This window comes from Spirosoma sp. SC4-14 (assembly GCF_037201965.1).
GTDB lineage: Bacteria > Bacteroidota > Bacteroidia > Cytophagales > Spirosomataceae > Spirosoma.
In genome coordinates this window covers 3,432,104-3,453,702 of sequence record NZ_CP147518.1, presented here as the reverse complement: position 1 = coordinate 3,453,702, position 21,599 = coordinate 3,432,104, and the positions used below count along the sequence as shown (strand labels likewise).

16 protein-coding genes are annotated in these 21,599 nt (G+C 47.4%); 10 read left to right on the top strand and 6 right to left on the bottom strand.

The window, feature by feature from the left end; genetic code table 11:
* Window positions 1-6 precede the first annotated feature (6 nt).
* On the bottom strand, window positions 7-210 hold the full coding sequence (locus tag WBJ53_RS13960; RefSeq protein ID WP_338876755.1) for a hypothetical protein: 204 nt from the start codon (window positions 208-210) through the stop codon (window positions 7-9).
* 231 nt (window positions 211-441) lie between these two features.
* On the opposite strand from WBJ53_RS13960, the gene WBJ53_RS13955 reads away from it, so the two are divergent.
* Together WBJ53_RS13955 and WBJ53_RS13950 are read left to right on the top strand one after the other, a co-directional pair.
* Entirely contained in the window at window positions 442-1,119 is a 678-nt protein-coding gene (locus WBJ53_RS13955) for a response regulator transcription factor (RefSeq protein WP_338876754.1), read from the top strand.
* A 12-nt stretch (window positions 1,120-1,131) separates the two neighbouring features.
* Entirely contained in the window at window positions 1,132-2,496 is a 1,365-nt protein-coding gene (locus WBJ53_RS13950; RefSeq protein WP_338876753.1) for a HAMP domain-containing sensor histidine kinase, read from the top strand.
* Window positions 2,497-2,841: 345 nt separating this feature from the next.
* Here the strand turns inward: WBJ53_RS13950 and WBJ53_RS13945 are convergent, their stop codons facing one another.
* Window positions 2,842-4,236: a DUF389 domain-containing protein gene (locus tag WBJ53_RS13945; protein WP_338876752.1), complete on the bottom strand. Its 1,395-nt coding sequence runs from the start codon at window positions 4,234-4,236 to the stop codon at window positions 2,842-2,844.
* A 91-nt stretch (window positions 4,237-4,327) separates the two neighbouring features.
* Here WBJ53_RS13945 and WBJ53_RS13940 point away from each other — a divergent pair, with 91 nt between their 5' ends.
* The gene (locus WBJ53_RS13940) at window positions 4,328-5,596 is read left to right on the top strand and encodes a sodium:proton antiporter (RefSeq protein ID WP_338876751.1); all 1,269 of its coding nucleotides are present in this window, start codon (window positions 4,328-4,330) and stop codon (window positions 5,594-5,596) included.
* Here WBJ53_RS13940 and WBJ53_RS13935 read toward each other — a convergent pair.
* Window positions 5,593-7,008, bottom strand: a complete 1,416-nt coding sequence (locus tag WBJ53_RS13935) for a chloride channel protein (protein WP_338876750.1) — start codon at window positions 7,006-7,008, stop codon at window positions 5,593-5,595. The two genes, WBJ53_RS13940 and WBJ53_RS13935, sit on opposite strands and share 4 nt — an antisense overlap.
* A 335-nt stretch (window positions 7,009-7,343) precedes the next feature.
* On the opposite strand from WBJ53_RS13935, the gene WBJ53_RS13930 reads away from it, so the two are divergent.
* Together WBJ53_RS13930 and WBJ53_RS13925 are read left to right on the top strand one after the other, a co-directional pair.
* Window positions 7,344-8,270, top strand: a complete 927-nt coding sequence (locus WBJ53_RS13930; RefSeq protein ID WP_338876749.1) for a hypothetical protein — start codon at window positions 7,344-7,346, stop codon at window positions 8,268-8,270.
* A gap of 40 nt (window positions 8,271-8,310) precedes the next feature.
* Window positions 8,311-8,529: a copper chaperone gene (locus tag WBJ53_RS13925; protein WP_338876748.1), complete on the top strand. Its 219-nt coding sequence runs from the start codon at window positions 8,311-8,313 to the stop codon at window positions 8,527-8,529.
* 57 nt (window positions 8,530-8,586) lie between these two features.
* Here WBJ53_RS13925 and WBJ53_RS13920 read toward each other — a convergent pair whose 3' ends face one another.
* Window positions 8,587-8,943 (bottom strand): STAS/SEC14 domain-containing protein, encoded by a 357-nt coding sequence (locus tag WBJ53_RS13920; RefSeq protein ID WP_338876747.1) that lies wholly within the window; start codon window positions 8,941-8,943, stop codon window positions 8,587-8,589.
* A gap of 221 nt (window positions 8,944-9,164) precedes the next feature.
* Between WBJ53_RS13920 and WBJ53_RS13915 the strand changes: the two genes are divergently transcribed.
* From WBJ53_RS13915 to WBJ53_RS13900, 4 genes are all read left to right on the top strand, one after another.
* The gene (locus WBJ53_RS13915) at window positions 9,165-10,877 is read left to right on the top strand and encodes a tetratricopeptide repeat protein (RefSeq protein WP_338876746.1); all 1,713 of its coding nucleotides are present in this window, start codon (window positions 9,165-9,167) and stop codon (window positions 10,875-10,877) included.
* 226 nt (window positions 10,878-11,103) lie between these two features.
* The gene (locus WBJ53_RS13910) at window positions 11,104-14,298 is read left to right on the top strand and encodes a CusA/CzcA family heavy metal efflux RND transporter (RefSeq protein ID WP_338876745.1); all 3,195 of its coding nucleotides are present in this window, start codon (window positions 11,104-11,106) and stop codon (window positions 14,296-14,298) included.
* Entirely contained in the window at window positions 14,295-15,503 is a 1,209-nt protein-coding gene (locus WBJ53_RS13905; RefSeq protein WP_338876744.1) for a TolC family protein, read from the top strand. Before WBJ53_RS13910 ends, WBJ53_RS13905 begins: the two co-directional genes overlap by 4 nt.
* 1 nt (window position 15,504) lies before the next feature.
* On the top strand, window positions 15,505-16,698 hold the full coding sequence (locus WBJ53_RS13900; RefSeq protein ID WP_338876743.1) for an efflux RND transporter periplasmic adaptor subunit: 1,194 nt from the start codon (window positions 15,505-15,507) through the stop codon (window positions 16,696-16,698).
* A gap of 315 nt (window positions 16,699-17,013) precedes the next feature.
* Here the strand turns inward: WBJ53_RS13900 and WBJ53_RS13895 are convergent, their stop codons facing one another.
* Together WBJ53_RS13895 and WBJ53_RS13890 are read right to left on the bottom strand one after the other, a co-directional pair.
* On the bottom strand, window positions 17,014-17,373 hold the full coding sequence (locus WBJ53_RS13895; protein WP_338876742.1) for a transcriptional regulator: 360 nt from the start codon (window positions 17,371-17,373) through the stop codon (window positions 17,014-17,016).
* A 124-nt stretch (window positions 17,374-17,497) separates the two neighbouring features.
* On the bottom strand, window positions 17,498-18,844 hold the full coding sequence (locus tag WBJ53_RS13890) for an NAD(P)/FAD-dependent oxidoreductase (RefSeq protein ID WP_338876741.1): 1,347 nt from the start codon (window positions 18,842-18,844) through the stop codon (window positions 17,498-17,500).
* An 885-nt stretch (window positions 18,845-19,729) separates the two neighbouring features.
* Between WBJ53_RS13890 and WBJ53_RS13885 the strand changes: the two genes are divergently transcribed.
* Entirely contained in the window at window positions 19,730-21,400 is a 1,671-nt protein-coding gene (locus WBJ53_RS13885; RefSeq protein ID WP_338876740.1) for a hypothetical protein, read from the top strand.
* The last annotated feature ends 199 nt before the right edge of the window (window positions 21,401-21,599 follow it).

Below are 21,599 nucleotides of genomic sequence, written 5' to 3'. Positions count from 1 at the left end.
TGGTCTTCATTCAACCGTATTTTCCTCCACAAAATCTTCTTCCTGCTTCGAAGAAGATTTTGTCTTTGGTTTGAAACGGTCCATTAATTTCCGGTAGTGCGGAGGCTGCATTCCCATGCCCGACGACTGATAGCCGAACCAGGCACTCGTCAGATAACTAATTATCCCAACCAAGACGATCACAACCGTTATGATAAGAAATTGTGCCATAATTGTGTTCGTTTATGGGCAGTAAGGTACTCTGGCCGAATAAGGATAAACTTAAGCAGAGCTTAAAATTTCCTTAGAATGTACTATTCACCCAAATTTCCCGGCTTGCGTGAGTTCGAAATAAGTTGTCCAATTGTTTAACTTACCTGCCGTTAAATCGTTATAACTTTACGGTAAACCTTCCGCTGTAAACTACTTACTCTAAACATTCCGACCTACCTCAACACGGTTATGAAGCTTTTAGTCGTCGAAGATGAACCCAAAACCCTACAAGCAATTCAGCAAGGGCTCGAAGAAAGTCAGTTTGAAGTAGACATTGCCTACGATGGACTGATTGCCAAACGATTAGCACTGAAGAATAACTATGCCGCCATTATTTCCGACGTAATTTTACCCGGTCTGAATGGTTTTGAGCTATGCCGACAACTTCGGGCTGAAGGCTTAACAACACCAATTCTTCTGCTAACTGCGCTGGGCGAATCGGACGACAAAATTTCGGGCTTCGATGCTGGTGCCGACCAGTATTTGACCAAACCTTTCCAGTTTACCGAGCTATTGGCCCGCGTTCGATCGCTTACCAAACGGGGCACCCAGGTTTCCATGACAGCACAAACGCTGCGTTTTGGCGGCATTGAAATGAATCTGGATGCTAAAACTGTCAGCCGCGATGGTCAATCGATAGAGCTGACCGCCCGTGAATTTGCGCTGCTCGAATTCCTGATGCGGAATCAGGGGCGCGTATTATCGAAACCCGAAATTGCCGAACACGTTTGGGACCTTAACTTCGATACGGGCACCAATGTAGTGGAAGTATATATCAATTACCTGCGCAAAAAAATAGACAAGGATTTCCCAACCAAACTCATTCATACTCAGTTTGGTATGGGGTATGTATTTAAGGAGGAATAGTACTGGCTGCTCATGACCATCCGCAACCGTCTGGCATTTCGTTTCACAGGGTTAGTATCGGCCATTTTGCTACTAACGTTTGTGAGTATTTATGCCTTCTGCTGGTACTTTATTGCGTCTGACTTTTACCGTCGGCTCGATCGAAAAGCCAACACACTGGGCGAAATGCTTATTCGTCATCGGTTAGATGCTCAGTTGATACGTCAGCTCAGCAATATTCGAAAAGACCAGCTCCCCAATCAGAAAATCATTGTTTTCGACCGGCGGGATTCGCTCATTTACGTAACCAGCGACGCCGTAAAACTGGCTATTTCACCCACTACGATTTCCAGCATTCGAAAGCAAAAACGCAGGGAATTCCGGCAGGGCGAATACTACGTATGTGGCATTCGGTTCATGACTGCATCGGGGCAGTATGTGGTGATAGCCAGTGCCGAAAACGTATATGGTGATGTTTTTTTACGCCAACTTCTCTGGGCGCTTATTGGCCTGTTTATCCTCTCGATCGGTATAACGGCTTTTTCGGGTTGGTTCTTTGCGGGCGATGCGCTTCAGCCCATGCAGCGGATCGACCAGATTCTTAACGCCATTTTCCCACAAAACCGCAATGAACGGTTGCCTGTAAACCCCGACGACGATGAACTAAGCCGGCTTTCGGTAACGATCAATCGATTGCTCGACCGCATAGCCGAATCATTTCGCCTTCAGCGGATGTTTGTGGCCAATGTTTCGCATGAACTGAAAAATCCACTCACACAGATTAGCTCGCAACTGGAAGTTAGCCTGCTGAACCAGCGCGACCCTGGTGCCTATCAGCAGACGATCCGTTCCGTTCTCGACGATGTTACGAGTCTCTCAGAACTGACCCATGAACTGCTGCAGCTTTCGCAGATTAGTCAGGACAATACCGATGGATTACTGACCGACGATGTCCGAATTGATGAACTCGTCTGGGATATTCGGGATGAAGTGAATGCAATAAATTCCCGCTATGAGGTGAGTGTCGATTTGGGGGAGCTGCCCGATGACCCTGAACACCTGACGGTTCGGGGAAACAAAACTCTTTTGTGTGCGGCACTGAAAAATTTAATCGAAAATGCCTGTAAGTTTTCGTTCGATGGCCATGCAAATGTGCACATCAATTTTTCGCCCAGCACACTTCAGGTGAGTATAACAAATGAAGGGCCGCCCATTCCGGAAACGGATCTACCCTATATTTTTGAGCCTTTTTACCGAAGCCGGCAAACCGCCGAAGTTCGCGGGTATGGAGTCGGGCTGTCGTTGGTTGAACGAATTATTCGCTTACACGGTGGTCAGATAACGGTTTCGTCGGCTCCCAGCCAACCCACAGTATTTCGGATGGTTTTAAACCGATAATAGCTTTTCTAAGCAAATTCTAAGGAGTTTTTCAGTTCATACTAAGGTGTAGGTTCCACTTTTGGTTTAGCAGCCACTGGCTATTTACCAAAATGAAAACACGCTATGATATACGAAAAAATCCCGTTTAGCTATACTTCTTTTTTCCCACCTTCATCAACCAAACAGGATGAGCCCACCAAAAAACCCAAAAGCCCCTTCGAAGAACCTCCCAGCCGCCCTGATTGGCTCCTGATTTTTGTCAGTATCCTTTTTCTCTTGTCGTTATTGATTGTGTGGCTCGTTGATTTCCCCAGTTTGCTACGATAGGAACTCCAAAGCCAGCCACTCGTTTACTCCCCTATCCTACTCAACAATCAACTTGATGTGTTTGCTTTTCGTGCGGGATTTAAGCCAGCTTTCGATCCGTCTGCGCTCAGATGCTTTATGCCTGCGGGAAAATTTGGCATAAACAAGCATGACTGTATCTGGCTTCGTGCTGTTTTGCGATAACACCAACGATTGAGCGGCCGTAAAGGTCTGCACATCCGGCATCAGGGTCTTTAGTTCATTCCGTAAATCGGTCACCGGCACCTTCGAGAGCTGAGTCAGTTCAATATACTGCCGCAAGGAGTCGATGGTTTTATCTTTAAACGCAAGTGATGCCTGATTGTATCGAAACACCTGATCGGTAACCGAGTTGGTAATAGCATCAAGATCGACGGGAGCATCTTTAAAACTTCCCTGTTTCACAATCAGTTGGGCGTCTTTCAGTCCATAGGCTGGCATTTTGGATTTGAGCAGATTGATAGAATCAGTAGGTAATGGCTCGCCAACCAGCGTTAGTTCAAGTCGGCTCTGATGGCGGTTAAAATGGGCATCATAGTTAATGAGCTGTCGGTACTGGAAATTACATTCATTGGTAACAAATCGTTTTGCTTCCTGCTCAAAAATTGTTTTTCGAACAATCTGATACCCCAGATACGTGCTCGGCACAACCACAATGAGAACAGCCACCCAGATGGTATTCCGTACGCGCCGTTCAATTTCAACTGTTGGGTACTCTTTCTGATGATACCCTAAAAAGCGCACAATGAGCAGCGTTGCCAAACTTATGCAGACGCTGTTGATCAGAAAAAGATAGAACGCACCAGCAAAATAATAGAGGTTTCCTGTCGAAATTCCATAACCTGCCGTACAGAGTGGAGGCATAAGAGCCGTAGCAATGGCAACACCCGGAATCACATTCGTTACTTTGTCCCGGCGCGACCCAGCAACAATACCTGCCAGCCCACCAAATAAGGCAATAAACGCATCCCATACGGTTGGCGAAGTGCGGGCCAGCAACTCCGACTGTGCAATATGCAGGGGGCTAACCAGGAAATAGCTGGTAGAGGTAAGCAAACTAATGAATACGGCAATGCCCAGGTTTTTTAACGCCCGCTGAATCATTGTCAGGTCGTTAATACCAACGCCTAACCCAATGCCCATTATTGGGCCCATGAGCGGAGAAATCAACATGGCGCCAATAATGACGGCCGTAGAATTAACATTCAGTCCAATAGACGCAATGAAAATGGCAAAAATAAGTGTCCATAGATTAACACCCCTAAATTCGATACCCCGACTAATTGTCTGAATGATAGCCTCTTCATCTGCCTTATCCTCTTCCAGACTGAACCGTTCCCGGACAATGGCGGCAAAGCGAGAAAATATATCTGGCTTACGGGTTCGGAGAGGATTCTGTTCGTCAACAATCATCGTTCAGCACTATGATTAAACTAATAGACCACTTCTGAAGTGGTTTTTAACCGAAAGTTAACGTATTCTTGTACAATACAAGCGTCATTCTATGGACTTATTTACCTTAATAACACTCCTCATCGTTGCTGCGGCTTTTTTTGCCTATTTAAATACAAAGGTCTTAAAACTCCCCGACGCCATCGGAATTATGGTGGTCTCGCTCAGCTTCTCCCTAGTGCTCATTGGCCTCAATGCAATCAATCCACACTGGTTCGAGCTCGTGCGCCAAACCATAGCCGAAATTGATTTTGGCAAGGCTCTTTTCGATGTTATGCTGAGTTTTCTGCTCTTTGCGGGAGCATTCCATACCGATGCCGCTCAACTACGAGTACAGCGCCGATCGGTCATGCTTTTTGCGTTTGTAGGCGTTATACTCAGCACAGCACTGGTTGGCACTGGCCTCTACTATGCTACCCAAAGTTTTGATCTGAATTTATCCTATCCACTTTGCCTGTTGTTCGGAGCGCTCATCTCCCCTACCGATCCAATTGCGGTATTGGGTATTCTGACTAAATTCAAACTCCCCGAAAGCGTAAAAATCAATATTGTTGGCGAGTCATTGTTTAACGATGGCGTTGGCGTTGTAGTGTTTGCTTCTATCTATCAGATCATTCAGAATGGCGCAGAAAGTGTAACCGCCGGAGAAATTGCGTGGCTATTTGTGGAAGAAGCAGGGGGCGGGGTATTGTTCGGAATTGCACTGGGTTATGCTCTCTACTGGATTCTGCGATCAATTAACCACTACCAAACCGAAGTTATTATTACGGTGGCGGGCGTTATGGGAGGCTACCTGCTAGCCCAGAAACTCCACATTTCGGGTCCATTAGCAATGGTAGTAGCAGGCTTACTGGTCGGTGATCACTCTTCCCGGAAAGATGCCATGAGCCATACCACAGAAGAATATGTCGATAAGTTCTGGGAGCTAGTCGATGGTATTCTGAATGCGCTACTTTTCGTACTGATTGGTATTGAGCTACTCGTTATTGATTTTCAGAGTACGCAATGGATCATTTATCTGATCGTTGTGCTGATCGTGCTGCTGTCTCGGTATCTGGCTATTCTGATTCCGTTTACACTGGCCCGGCGCTGGCTCGATCTGGACAAAAAAGCGCCTATTCTGCTCACCTGGGGAGGCCTGCGGGGCGGGCTATCCATTGCCATGGCACTATCGATTCATAGTTCGATACCTTACAAAGATTTTATTGTAACGATTACGTATGCAGTAGTGCTGTTTTCGGTTATCGGTCAGGGACTAACCATGGAACTGCTCATCCGTCGACTTTATCCGACCGATGAACAGACCGTTGAGCAGCCTTAGGTAAGATCGGGCTGTTTTTCATCCGCTTTCCGATGAGCCGGTTCTTTACGGGCAGGTTGCGCCAGCGTTTCACGGACAAAACCCGATTTCAAATGCTCATAAAACGAAACGGGATCAACCAGCGACGCAGCCCCCTGTGCCATTAAGCCTCCTAAAAGCAATTGGAAAATAGCCGAATGCCGGTCGGTCATTTCCAGTACCAGAATAGCGGCTGTAAACGGCGACCGAACCACACCTGTCAGAAAACTAACCATACTGACCAGAATAATCAGGTTCGTATCGCTGGGCGTAACGCGCGCAAGCCGGGCAAGGCCATCGCCTAAAATAGCGCCTGCGCTCAGCGAGGTTGCAAAAATACCACCGGCAGCCCCGCTGCTATAGCTTAAGGCCATACCCGCAAATCGGATCGGAAACAAATACCAGGGGGTTAAATGGTCGTTCTGAAACAACAGGCGGTTAATGATTGGTTTTCCGGTACCAACCGCATCAGTGCCCACAAAATAAGCCATTACGGCCAGCAATAAACCACAACCCGCTACCCAGCCCATTTGACCAGCTCTTGTCCGAAACTGCCGCCGGTAGGTGTTGAGCCAAAGCAGCGATTTTGCCAGAACCGCCCCGGCAAACCCACAAAACATCGATACCAGCACCACAATTCCCAGGGCCCAGCCCGTTGAAGCCGTTACCCTCGGAAAACCCAGATACAGATAAGGCCCCTGAATAGCCTGGGCCGTCATCCCGGCAATAATAACGGCCGTAAAAACGGCCGTTCGAAATCGGGTTATATGCGTTTGGGTCAACTCTTCAACCACAAAAACAATTCCGCCCAAAGGCGTATTGAAGGCCGCAGCCAACCCAGCGGCTCCACCCGTAACGAGTGCAATCTGACGCGATAATTGCGGCCACCCCGCTGGCTGAAGTCGATTGATTGCCCGAAAAATAGCCGCTGAAATCTGAATTGTAGGCCCTTCGCGACCAATAACTCCTCCTCCAATCAGCAAAACTGCACTGCTAAGTAATTTAACGAAAGCAACCCGAAGGCTCAACAAATAGGCTGTTCGTCCATGATGAACTGGATTCGACAATTCAATACCAGCCATCACCTGCGGAATACCACTTCCTCTGGCTGCCGGAGCCAGTCTGGCTACTAATAACCACGCCACCACAAAAGCGACAGGAATTAAAATAAACACCAGCAAAGGCTGGGCTCTAATCCAGGCAAAACTTATTTGTTCGGCCCAGACAAACAGTTCTTCGTAACCAACCGCTGTTAATCCGGCCAGAAGGGAGGCCACCCAGAATGGTAAACTTTGTAAAATAATTCGTCGAACCTGCTCGGTATAGAGCCGTTTTATGATATGCTGATCCAGCCAGGCCAGCACCTGAGTATATCGGGAAGTCTTATTGGTCATTCGTTAAACAATCGGGTCTTTTTTGTAACACAACTTTTGCCGAAAGTAGTGCCCCTGTTTCTGACGAGGCTAAAATAAAAGGAATTGGCCGGTTAGTTGGCACAGTTTTCTGCTTAAGCCCTGTGTAAGTAAACACACAGATTCGCTATGTGATTGACAATCTGGCTAATTCTAAGCAAATTTTAAGTTTTCTTTAAGTCTGCTGTAACCAATTAGCCACAAGTTTGCAGTATAAATTAGTTGGATAGTAGTCATTGGGGGTACTGGCACCCCAATAGATATGTTCTACCAATATCCAATGACAACCTACTTCATGAACTGCAAATCGAACGGATATGGAATCTGGCACACTAAATCATAAAGCAAAAATAACGGCTAGCCTTCTAACAGCGCTGGTGGTTTTATTTTTGGCAGGAGGTATCTATTATTGGAAAAAAAGCTGGAGTCTGGCGAAACAAAACGACCTCAACGAGTTACGGGCCGATTCGCTGCTATCGGCTAAACTACGGCTGGAAGGCGATCTGCGTACGCTGGCTAACCAGCTCGACATGGCAAAAGACGAAAGCCAGTCACTGGACAATCGAATCAATCAGTTGCACGGTCAACTAGATCGTCAAACGAATACGATCGGAGGCCTTCGCCGGGAAAACTCCTCCCGCGACCGTACCATTGGAAGCCTGCATCAGGATTTAAGTACTCTTTCCGTGAAAGGCGACAGCATGCAGAATCAACTGGAAGCCTCGCGTGACAAGATTAGTTGGTTAACCCAAAGCAACGAGTTGTTGATTTCACAAAACAAAGAACTCCAGCAAAAAGTAAGTGATCTTACGGAAACGCTGGCTACCAAAGCTCCACGTGCTGCCATTACTGGCGATGCCTTTCTGGTGGAAGCCACCAAGCCCAATCAGAAACAGACAGCAAAGGCAAAGAAGGTTCATCGGCTAATGGTTTCGCTGAACGTACCAGCCGAAATGCAATTGAAAGGAGTTCAGGACGTATACCTGAGCCTGACCGACAGTCAGCATAATGCCATGATGAGCCCGCTGCGTAGCACTACAATTTCGCTATCGAATGTCAACCAGGTTATTCCGGTCCACGCTATACAGGGAGTTGATTTCAGCCGGAACCCACAACGAATTTCGTTCAATATTGCTCCCGATCATACGATTCGGCCTGGGCACTACCGCGCAGCAGTCTTTACCAAAGATGCTTATCTGGGTTCCGTTGAGTTTCAGTTTCGTGACAGCTTTCTCTTTTTTTAGTTAACATAGAAACCAGTGCCGAAACAAACGAACAAAAGCAATGGAAACGCTGAATTTCAAAACTAACATTAAATCGAGCGAGGACGTAGCGGCTGTTACGCTCAACCTGAATACGATTGAACAGGTTGATGGCTGGAACATTGATACCAGCGCCCAGAATAATCTGCTAACCGTACAAACCACCGACAACCGAATCGCAGACCTGGTGCAACAGGCGGTTGAAAAAGCCGGTTTTCGGGCTGAGTTAGTCGACGTATAATTGGTATAACCCTCCCCGGATTTTTACTCTGTGGGGAGGGTATCCTTTGGATGATAGCTAGGCTTTAATCCATTCATGAGCCTGTTCCTGCTCCGAACATGAAAATAACCGGACCTCCAGGCCCGGAATCAATCCGGCAGCCTTGCCAGTAATACCTACCCAGTCGGTATCGGTCACGACGGCCACTTTCTCAAAATCGGTAAAGTGAGTTATATCAAATTTAATATCTTCCCAAATTGCGCCGAGCGATAGTCCATTCATTCTGACATATTCGGCATACACCCTCATTTTTTTGTGTTCACGTTTTTTTTCTTCCACTCGGGCAAAGAGGGGTTTCAGTTCGGCGGCCGTAATTTTGCCTTCAATTCGGTAGCCCAGTATCCTGTCGTCATTTAGATCCAGTGCCTTAATCATATCGTTTTATAGTTGCTCCATAAGCTATTAACCCGTTAGCAGGCAAGCGGTTTGCTGAATGGGCAAGAACTTGGTTTAAACGTCTTAAACCACTCTTTTTGGCATTTCTAAGCGAATTCTAAGCAGTCTTTAAGTCCGTTCTCAGCTTCATGCTGCACCTTGCATATGATCGCTAATCAGCGGTAAACTATCGCCGGTTAGTAACCAAACCTAAGCAAAACATGAAAACGCACATAACTTTCTTACTTCTATCCGGATTAGGTGGGATTGCGTTCGCCCAGAACCCCACATCAGATCCCAACACCTTAATGAATCTGGGCCGCTTCGATGAAGCCAAACACATGCTAACCCAGAAGGCCGAGCAAAATCCAGGCATGCAAACCTATTTCGATGCTGGCTATGGTTACCTCAAAGCCGGGCAACCCGACTCGGCCCGCATCTGGTTTGAGAAAGGGATTTCCATGGACGAAAAACGAGTACCGCTCAACGAAACTGGAGCGGCTATTACCTACCTCGTAAAAAACGACATGGCTAATGCCGACGCTAAACTAACTACAGTTGTCGATAAGAGTAAAGGCAAAAATGCCGATATTCTGTATCGAATTGGGGAGGCTTATACGGGTTATCTAACTCCTGGCAATGGCTCCATCAAACCGGTCTATCCAAAAGCCGTTAATGCAACTAAAGCGCTCGACTTTCTGAATCGGGCCAGCGAACGCGACAAAAAAAATGCATCGATCCAGCTTGCGCTTGGCGATGCCAACTACCTGAATAAAGACGCCGGAACAGCCGTTTCCCGTTATGAAAGTGCCCTCGAAATGGGCATGGACCCATCGCGTGTGTATCAGCGCATTGGCGATATTTACTGGCAGGGCCGCAATCTGAATCTGGCCGTAGAGAACTACAAAAAAGCAATTGAAGCCAACCCATCTTATGGGCCTGCCTACAATCAGTTAGCCGAGCTATATTTTCTGGTCAATCGCTACAAAGATGCCGCCAATTATATGGACCAGTATGTATCTGCCACGCACGACAATCGGCAGGCAACCCTGCTTCGGCAGGCACAATTCCACTTCCTGGCCAAAGATTTCAAGCGCGCAGTTAATCTGATCGACAGTAATAGTACGGCTCTGGGCCAAAACCCAATCGTATATCGAATTAAAGGCTGGGCTTATTCGTCGCTAAAAGAGCCCCAGAAAGCGATCGAAAATATTAACACATTCCTGGAAAAAGCCCCGGAAAAGGCCATGCCCGACGACTACAAATACCTGGGTCGTGCCTATATGGAAACCGATAGCGCCAGCGACGATTCACTGGGAGCCGTATTTCTGGCAAAAGCCGCCCCATTCGACACAACTGAGAATTTATATAGCGACATTGCCAAGTATTACTATCGGACCAAGAAACACCCCGAAGCCGTGGCCATGCTCGACTCGGCGGCCAAACATGGTTTCAAATCGGATGTACAGGATCTGTTCCGCTATGGCATGAGTAACTACACACTCGGCTTCCAGCGTGATACTGCGGGTAAACTGGTTCGCGATACGGTTCGCTTTGCGCTGGCCGATTCGGCACTGGCACTAGCTCAGAAAGGAGCCCCCGACTATGCGCCCACCGTCCTGTATCGAGCCAAAGCCAACTATTATGCCTATACACCCGAAGAAGCTGTTTTGAACGGCAAGGCCAAGCCCTATTTTGAGCAATTTATTAGTATGGTTGGCGATAAGGAAGAAGAGCGCAAACGCTATAAGAAAGATCTGGTCCTGGCTTTCAAATACCTGATTGCCTATAACGATCTGGTAGCTCACGACGAGGCAGCTCAAAAAGAATGGCTTCAGAAAGGACTTTCCTACTTCCCTGACAATAAAGATCTGGCTAAAATAGCTTCGTCAGATGAAGAAAACACAGCGGAAACGGATTCGACAAAACAGTAACCTTTTTTCATAGAATTAGCGAGTCGTAACGCTACCGGGGCTCAGATCCCTGGTAGCGTTTTTGTATTATTTCTTTACAATATAGCAATAGAACTAAATTTCTAAGCGAATTCTAATATTTTTCTAAGCTAGTTTTTATCCTTCGTGTGCTATTTGCTATTAAACCAATACTGTAGACTGTGTTGGTTAATCAGCGTATATCTACCTTTCTTTTATCTACCTTTTCATGATTGACCGTTTAATTGCCTTTAGTGTCCGAAGTCCCTGGACCATTGGCCTGCTACTGCTGGCGCTCATTGGTTACGGGGCCTACTCCCTGAAAAGCCTGCCGATTGATGCCGTTCCCGACGTCACCAATCAGCAGGTCGACGTAATTACCAACTCCCCGAATCTGTCGTCGCTCGAAATCGAGAAATTTATTACGACGCCACTCGAAATGGCTATGGCCAACATTCCGGGACTGATTGAAGCCCGGTCTGTTTCGAAATTTGGCTCCTCGGTTGTCAAGCTCATTTTTACCGACAATACCGATATTTACTGGGCCCGGCAACAGGTATTCGAACGGCTCGAAGGCGTAAAAGCCGATATTCCTGAAGGAGCCGGTACGCCAATTCTGGGGCCAGTTTCGACGGGTCTTGGCGAAATTTACCAGTACGTAATCCGCCCTAAAGACCCCGAACATCCCCGCTATACACTAACCGAAATCCGTACGCTTCAGGATTGGTATGTACGCCGGAAACTGCTGGGTATGCCCGGTGTAGCCGACGTGAGCGGTTATGGTGGTTATAGTAAAGAATACCAGGCAAAACTCAAACCCGAGCGGATGCGGGCCCTGGGCATAACGGTCGATGACCTGTATACGGCGCTGTCGCAGGGAAATGGCAACACTGGCGGAGCCTATATTGAAAAAGATAATAAAGCCTTTACTATCCGGGGTATTGGTCTGGTCAACAACCTCGACGAAATTGCGCAGACTGTTGTTCGCAAAAATGGCAATGTTCCCGTATTAGTTCGCGATGTAGCCGATGTTGAAATGGGCTCGGCGCTGCGCTTTGGTGCTCTGAGTGAAAATGGCACGGGCGAGGTTGTTGGCGGTTCGGTTCTGATGATGAAAGGTGCCAATGGCAATGAGGTCATTGGGCGTTTGAAAGATAAATTCAGAGACATTCAGGCAGGATTGCCCGATGGGCTGGAAATTGTTCCGTTTCTGGATCGATCCAAAATTGTAACAGCCGCTATCGATACCGTAGCCCATAACCTGATCGAAGGCGCTGCTATTGTTGTGCTCGTCATTCTGGTGTTATTGGGTAACTGGCGGGCCAGTTTGCTGGCTGCATCGGTTATTCCACTGGCTATGCTGTTTGCCTTCATCTGGATGCGGCAACTGGACATTGTTGGAAACATCATGAGTTTAGGGGCCATTGACTTTGGCTTGCTGGTCGATCCGGCCATTATTGTGGTCGAATCGGCGGTGCTATTTCTGGGTCTGGCTATGGCCCGGCGACTGGACGAAAAACGAGAAGCGAATGGACATGATGGGTATCTAAGCAAGCTAACCTATAAAGACCGTCAGGAAGTCGTAATTGCATCGGCATCGGCCGTTAAACAGTCGGTTGTGTTTGGAGGCCTGATCATTCTGATTGTCTATTTCCCGATTCTAACCCTCGAAGGGGTCGAAGGAAAAATGTTCGCCCCAATGGCCAAAACTGTCGGTTTCGCCATTATGGGAGCCCTCCTGCTGTCAATTACCTACGTACCAATGATGAGCGCGCTGCTGCTACGGCCGCCCAAATCGCTCCACGATCATGGTTTCTCCGAAAAAATCGTACAGTTCTTCTACCGGTTGCTGCGTCCTGTTCTGGCGGCTGGGCTACGGGCCAAATTTGTGGTTGTAGCGGTTGCAGCCGGTATTTTAACAGCGGGTATAATTGGTTTTAGCCGGATAGGTGGTGAATTTATTCCCAAGCTTCAGGAAGGCGATATGATGATCGATATGGATTTGCCAACGGGCACCCCCCTAACCGAATCGATCCGGCTAAGCCGCATTTTTCAGGAATCGCTGTTAAAAGCATTTCCGGATGAAATTTTGGGAGCCGTTTCCAAGATTGGCACATCGGAAGTAAAAGTTGATCCATTACCGCTCGAATCACAGGAAATTTACCTGTCTCTGTCGGATAAGCATACCTGGAAAAAAGCCGATAATCAGGAAGACCTGGCAGTGGAGGTTAACAAATTCATGAGCCAGTATCCGGGACCGATTTACGCCATCACGCAGCCTATCGAAAGCCGGGTCAACGATATGATGAACGGTGCCCGCACCGACGTTGTGGCTCAGCTTTACGGCGATAATCTGGATACGCTAGTCAATAAAATGCGGTCCATTATTCAGGTGATTCGGCAAGTGCCCGGTGCGGTCGATGTGAAAGCAAGTAAGGTATTTGGCTTACCTCAACTCAACATCAAATACGACCGGCATCGACTGGCCATTCATGGCATTAAGGTAGAACAGGTAAACCGGGCTATTCAGATGGCCTTCGGTGGTGCTACAGCAGGCGTCGTTTATGAAGGCGATAAACGTTTCGATCTCACCTTCCGACTGGCGGGCGACGACCGCGTTCGCCCCGAATCAATTGAGAATTTACTGGTAAATGATCAGAATAACAATCCAATTCCACTGCGCGAACTTGCCGAAATTACCGAGGATGTTGGTCCATCCGAAATTACGCATGTGAACCTGAAACGAGTGGTCAATATTGGATTCAATATTCGGGAGCGCGATCTGGAATCGGTCGTTAAAGATGTCATTAAGGCCGTCGACCAGAAGGTGAAGCTTCCCGACGAATATTCCATAACGTATGGTGGTGAATTTGAAAACTTTAGCCGTGCCAAAGATCGGCTCTCACTGGTGCTGCCCATTTCGCTGCTTGTCATTTTTGGCCTGCTCTATCTAACGTTCGGCAACTTCCGCGACAGTCTGCTTATTTATGCCGTTGTACCCCTGTCGGCTGTGGGAGGCATTTTCTCCCTGCTTCTGCGGGGCATGAACTTCAGTATTTCGGCGGGTGTCGGTTTCATTGCCCTGTTTGGTGTTGCCGTATTGAATGGAATTTTGCTGGTGAGTCATTTCAACGCACTGGCCGCCGAAGGCGTCAGCGATCCTAACCAACGGGTATTGCAGGGCTTACGCGAACGACTGCGCCCTGTACTGATGACATCGTTTGTGGCAGCACTGGGTTTTATGCCCATGGCACTGTCGACCAGTGTTGGCGCCGAAGTGCAAAAGCCGCTGGCGACTGTCGTAATTGGAGGGCTGTTAACAGCCACGGTACTGACACTGATTGTTTTGCCTGTGTTATATGCCATGTTCTCGCCTAAAACTCACCAGCCAGAAGAAGTAGAAAAGGAGGTGGATGTAGCATGAGACAAATCATATTAACACTAAGTATCTGTTTCGGCGCATTGTCGGTAATGGCCCAGTCGTATCATGTCATAACACTGCCCGAAGCCATCAGCCGCGCCACGAGCGATAACCCACAAGTCAATGTTGCGAATCTGCGGATCGATAAACAGCGGGCATTGATTCCGGGCGCATTGAGCCTGTCGGGCCCCGAACTGATTTTCGAAGCCCCCACCACAACCCGTTTTCAGCCGGGTGTACTCTTGCCGGTTTCGCTGCCAACGGTCTATAAAAACCAGCGGATTGTGCAGGAACAGCAGGTAAAACTGAGCCAGCGCGAAAAAACGATCACAACCAATACATTACGGTACAACGTCCGAACGATCTACAACAACCTGTTGTATCTGCGCGAAAGCATCGGCAACTACCGCCGTCAGGACAGTTTGTTGCTGGTGTTTGCCAATGTTACCGAAACGCGTCAGCGAGTGGGTCAGATTTCCCGCATTGAAGTGCTCAACGCCAAATCGCAGCAACAGGAGTTAAACTACCAGCTCGATCAGACCCGCGCCAAAATCCGCAGCAATCGCATTCAGTTAGGGTTGCTTATTGGAACGCCCAATGATACCAGTATCCGGGTGACGGGACCATTCAGGCCCATGCAGTTTGCTCCCGACCGTCAGTTTTATCCGTTTCTGGCTACTGACACTACCTTTATCAGAAACCCGCAAACAGCATTTTACCAGCAGAACGAAGAGTTAAGCGCATCCTTACTGAAGCTGGAAAAAAAGCGTCGGCTCCCCAATATCATCGTTGGGTATTTGAATCAGGGCAGTCCCGATTCGCGTTTTCTCTACCGATTACGCTTTGGCTTGTCGCTGCCCATTTGGGGCTGGGTGGCCCGGTCACGGATTAATGCTGCCCAAACCGATGTCGCTATTGCTAAAAGTCAGAGCACCCTCAATCAGTATGAACTTCGGGGCGACTACGACAAAGCTATAGCGGATTATTTACAGTATCAGGAAGCATTGGATTACTACAATGCCACCGGATTGCCACAGGCCGAAGAAATCATTAAGGCCGCCAGCGATGGTTACCGTCTGGGCAGCATTGGCTATTACGATTATCTGCTCAACGTTCAGCAGGCATTTAAAATCCGATTGGGCTATCTGGATGCACTCCGGTCGTTCAATCAGGCAGTCATCACGTTGCAATATCTTAAAGGCGAATAACATGAAACCCATCCATATATTTTCTCTTCTTGGCACCCTTCTAGCGCTGGGTGGCCTTATCTCCTGCGGTGATTCGAACGGCAAAGATCAACCTGCCGAAACGGTAAAGAACACAAAAGTGTCGAGTGCCGACTCGGTCAGGGTAACGATGAATCAGTTAAAAACAGTTGATGTCGATCTGATTTCGTTCGAAAAGCGGGCCTTAAAACCAATTATTTATGCCAATGGTGTTCTGCGCCTTCTACCCGACAGCCGGGCAGAAGTGAGCAGTCATATCACCGGAAAAATTGAAAAGATCTTTGTCCGCGAAGGGCAACCGGTTCATAAAGGCCAGCCCATTGTTCGCCTGTCTAGTTTTGCCCTGCTGGAATTGCAAAACGACTATGCAGCCGCCCATGCCGATGTTGAATACCTGGAAGCCGAGTTTAAACGGCAGGACGAATTGCGCAAGAGCAATATTGGCGTCCTGTCGCAGTTTCAGTCGGCCGACGCCAAACTCCAATCGGCCCGAGCCCGCGAACTGGCCCTGAAAGATAAACTGACAATTATTGGTATCAGTACGGATAAAATTATCCATCAGCGCCAGGTTAGTCTGAGTTCTGGTCTGATTATTCATTCGCCAATTGATGGGTATGTTTCCCGATTTCATGAAAATCTGGGCGCTCAGGTCGAACCGCAAACGCTGCTGGCCGAAATTGTTAATCCCAATCGGATTGAAGCCAACATTTTTGTTTACGAAAAAGATGCCGATTATGTGCGCGAAGGGCAGGAGGTTGAATTACGGTTTTTGAACCGATCGATTGATCCCGTTAAAGGACGCATCGCCTACATTGCCCGGTCGGTAAATGACGAAAATCGGGCGATCACGCTGCACGTCAATTTCGCCCGTCCGAAAGGTGAGCTACTCGCTGCCGACATGAACGTACAGGCTCGAATTATTGGTGTTGGCGAGCGCATGAGCGACCAAACCATTCCCCGAACGGCTTTGCTGGACGATGGCGACGGCAAGTTCATTTTCGTTACCGACCACGCCACAACCGATACGATTCCATTCCGGAAACAGAAAGTTGAAGTTACTAATCAGGGTGATCAGTTTGTGGAAGTGCGTCCTGTAGGGAAGCTACCGACCGCTGGCTTAAAAATTGCGAATAAGAATGTGCTGGCTCTGGAAGCCGAACGCAAGAAGAATGAATAAGTAAGCTAGTTGAGTTAGCTTTTAGTTTCTCACTGATTTTTACAATGACCCTGTTTAACCTTTTGCCTTTTTACCGCAGAGAATACAACGAAGTTCTGCTTAGCGGGCTTTGCGTTCGCTGCGGTAAAAAGAACGCATTTGATGATTATTCCAGAACGTTTAAACAGTCTCAAAATAAGCGAGCAACTAAAACGCGACTATTTTCTTAAAATAAATCAGACTGTGCTCGGGCGTATTCTGGTCTCTGACCGGCGTCAAAAGCAACCCGGTTTCCGACCAGAGTACGCTCAACAACAGACCAATTGCAGACTCAAATCAGTAAGCAGCAATTAAGCTCTCGGCGGGGATACCAAGGGTAGCATGCAGCCTTCTGATCATATCCAGATTCAACTTACGCTTACCGCTCAGAATCTCCGATTGTCGGTTTCGTCCGCCTAGTATTTTACTGAGTTCACTTTTCTCTTTACCCATTTGCTCCAGCCTGAACAGGATTGCATCAATAGGGTTTGGTGGAGCAATTGGATACTGTTTAGCCTCATAGTCTTCAACAAACAACACAAGTGCATCCAGTTCGTCAGATTCCGGTGAATCTTCCACCAAGTCAAGTTGCATCAGTTCATATACGCGTTCCAGAGCCTCCTCGTATTCTCTGTTATTCTTAATTACTTTTAACATACTTAACAGTCTTTACGTCAATCTTATCATACGCTGCATGCGGCCCGATCCAAACGATAAAAACTAATTTTTTAAACTAGCCTGTCAGATTTGGTTCATAATGCATTAAACGCATGCCTTTCTTTTAGGGCAGCATCGAACTCATATCCGAAGCCTGACTAGGGTACGCAAACAACATATCACCCAGCGCTTTTGCCGGAATCTTATGTTTTATCGCCATCGCAAACAGATTGATCACTTCTTCGCTACCCGAACCCAGCACATGAGCCCCAAGAATCTGATCGGTTTCCGCATCGACTAAGGTCTTAAAACCCGAAACTGGCTCGTTAATCCGACGGCTGATATACCAGTCGGCCGTTTCCTGATAGGTGATTTTTACCGACCTCCCCTGCTCATGAGTCTGTTCTTCAGTCAGGCCAATCGATGCCAAAGGCGGCACTGTAAACACCGTTGTCGGTACCGGGTCGTTTGAATAGGTTTTCTGATTGCCATTCAGAATATTATGCGCTACAATGGCCCCCTCATAGGAAGCTAACGGCGTCAGCGGCAAGCCTTTATTGGCCACATCACCACAGGCATACACACGCGGGTTCGACACACTTTGCAGGTATTCATTGACCGTAACACCTTTTTTCCCCGTCTCGACGTTGGCCCTTTCCAACGCCAGTTCAGCGACATCGGCTACCCGCCCAGCCGCGTGAACAGCCAGTTTAGCCGATGTAGTGTAATTCTCGCCATTGCGCTGATAATGAATGGTTAATTCGCCCGATTTGCCATCAATAGTGGTCACCTGAGCCTCAAGAACAATGAAGATTCCGATGTCGCGCATGGCTTTCACCAGCAGTGCAACCACATCGGCGTCGAAGCCTTCGAGCGGGCGTTTGCCCTGATGCAGAATGGTTACCTTCGCCCCGGCACGGGTAGCCAAATGTGCGAACTCGAAAGCGATATAGCCTCCACCCACCATCACGATTTCGTCGGGCAACTCGGCCATATCCATAAAGCCAGTGCTGTCGGTCAGCAATTCCTCGCCCGGAATGTGTAGCGGCTGTGGCCGATTGCCAGCCGCAATAACGATGTGTTCGGCTTGCAATTCCTCGTCGTTGACCCGAATCGTGTTCTCCGATACGAACGTAGCCACGCCATGAAAGCTCCGAATAGCCTGATCAGCCAGTTTTCTTTCGGTATTTTCAGGAATGGGGTCAGTAAATGTTTTTTTGAAGCGAATCAGGTCTGACCAGTCGATCACGGCGGGGCTGTTTATGCCTTTTCCGGTCAGTTGCCCTGTTCGGGCTACCAGTTCGGCGGCACCGACCAGCACTTTTTTGGGGTCACAGCCGCGTTGCGAGCAGGTTCCGCCGAAGGGTAATTTATCGATTATGGCTACTGATTTTGTAGCCTGCCGAACGGTCTCGGCAACGGTTTTCCCGGCCGACCCGGTTCCAATTACAATAACGTCGAATGATAGCATAGACATGGTATAAGACATGCTACCTATATAACACCATTTTTGGGCAACCTTCTAAAAGAAAGTGGAGAAGCGGACCATTTCAAGAGTTCATGCTCTCCCGCTCGTCTGCGATTGCATCGCGGATAAGTGAGGTATAATTATGTAAACCCAAAAATTTCAGTTCCCTGCCCCTGTTATTACTGCCTGCAACAATCTGTCACAACTGGTAAACTTAACAAACGATCTCCAGTAACATCCTATTGATGGCGTGTTTATGCTCATCAATAAGCAATCAATTTATTATTAATATATACAAATTAAGATACAAATTATATGTTTTAATACAATACATGCTGTAAATTAAATATGAAATCAAAAATCAGCCCTTTGGGTGATTTCGTCCGGCAAAATGGTGATTTCATACAAAATCCCCTCTATTCGATAGTCACTAAAAACGAATCAGGCATCTAATATTGCAAAAGCCCCACGACAGTTTGGCGACCGGACGCGGGGCTTTATTCAGCTTAATTGTTCATTAAACCTGCTTCAATTTATGAATACTTTTATCAAAAAGTATCATGAGCCTGTGTTTTTGGCTCTGGTTTGGGTATTTACCTTCGTGGCCTGGCCACATTCGCTTTGGGCCGATAACCCACCCTACCGACCCTAACCCTAATTTAGCCGCTTTGCAGCAAATTCGATACCGACCCGATTCGCTTTAGTCTTACGGCTAATAAGCAACTTGTTAAACCTGGCGAAGAACTTGAACTGACCATTACCGCCCAGTATCTGAAGATTCTCTCTTCTCAGCTATTTATTCTGCCCGGAGCCAATGCTTTTCGACTCAAACTGCTGCTGCCTGAGGGATTCGTACAAACAGGTGGCAGTTATGCCGACTTAGTTGGGATGGAGCTCTCGGAAGCGAATCCGCTGGTATCCTATACACTCAAAGGTTACTTTTCTCAGGCGGCCAGCCATACTACACCTGGCCGTGCTCAGTTCCGGCTCCTACGGGGAGGGGCTCAGGCCACCGAGACGAGTCTGTTTATCGAAAAAACCGATCTGTGGATTCAGGTCGATGGCCGACAGGCCGCTCGACTCGCCAGCGACTATGCCAATCTGAGCGTGGACTGTGGCAGTTCTACGCTCACAGTCAGTGGGGTATTGACCACCGGCAATAACCGGGTAGGCATCCTGATCTTTAAAGACGGAGCCGTTGTCAACTCGGCTTCCGACCTGATTGCGCCCTCTTTCAACAAGAGTTTTCCCATAAGTGGCTCAGGAAACTATTATGCCAAGGTTCGCGAAGTCAATAACGACGCGAACGAAGTCAACTCGGCGAACGTATCAGTGAATTGCTCAGGTGGTACCACTAATCCACCTACTAACCCGAATCCGCCAACGAGTGGCTGTAGCTACAGCGAAGGTCAGTTTTTATTGAATTTCTATAGCGAAGCCATCTATTCTCACTATTACAATGGCATACTATATGCTGCTTATCAAGACGGATCTAATTTCAAACCTCGTCATTGGCTGGTAGCAGCAGGTTACGATTCAAACCTGAGTAACTGTTTTGCCGAAGATGATCCTCACAACACTACTACCACTCCCCCAACCAATCCGAATCCACCTACCAGTGGCTGTAGCTACAGCGAAGGTCAATTCCTATTGACCTTCTATGGCGAAGCCATTTATGCTCACTACTCTAATGGCATCCTCCCTTTCTCAACGGAATTAGGGCAAGTTTTTGGGCGCGGCTTGGATATTGACAGGTACTACGAAGATGAGCTTCAAAGGATGTCGACTATTATCTTGGGTAAATTGGGAGTAAGTAGTATAGATAAGCTTGACCAACCGCCTTTTTTACCTGTCCTATACGTGGATGGCTTGAGTCAGGTGATTCAAGTATCACGTGAGTATGTTTATGTAAAGCAAAAACATCCTACCTGGAGTAATAACAGATGCTTAGCTCAGGCATATATGAATTACTGCTTGAGGACTGTTCACTTTGTTTTAGATGTTGCTGGACTTGTACCTGGTGCAGGTGAACTTCCCGATGCCATTAATGGCGGCATTTATTTACTGGAGGGAGATAAAATAAATGCCGGACTCAGTCTAGCTGCTACCATACCGTTTTCTGGTTGGCTCGCCACGGGAGGAAAATGGGCGAAAAATGGCTTAAAGGCTCTAGGCGGGTCTACATTTGTATCAGCAGAAGGGTTAATCTGGGCGAGCAGAACTTATGCATCAGACCCAGAAAGCTTACATGCTTTAAACCATGTTTATAAGCATTTTAACGAAAATTTAAATAAAAATGCTCACGGAATATTTACAACAATTCCAACTAATGAGTTAGTTGGATTAATTGATGCTGCCTGGTCGAAGGTTAAAAACAATACTCCTGGCGTAATAAAGAAATTAAGCGGCAAAAACATAGTATATCAAATTCCTATGAATGTTGGTCCTTTGGGAGTTCACGGAGGTAAAAAAGGAACGGGACAGACTTTATATAATATTACCTTAGTCATGGATGGCCAAAACGCTAACCATGTTGTTACAGCTTTCCCCTCATTCTAAAATTTCTTAATAAGAGGTATCTGCAATCGTGCTATGCAGATACCTCTATTGGCTTATTTCAGCTTTCCTTCCCCTAAATATCAATTAATCCCCCAGAATAAAAGAAGAAACTGAGAAATGTATAACTTCCAAAGTTGTTTTACAAGTCTTTTTTCTCATAAGTTCATGTGGCACTCCTAAGAAGGATACATATGCAGCA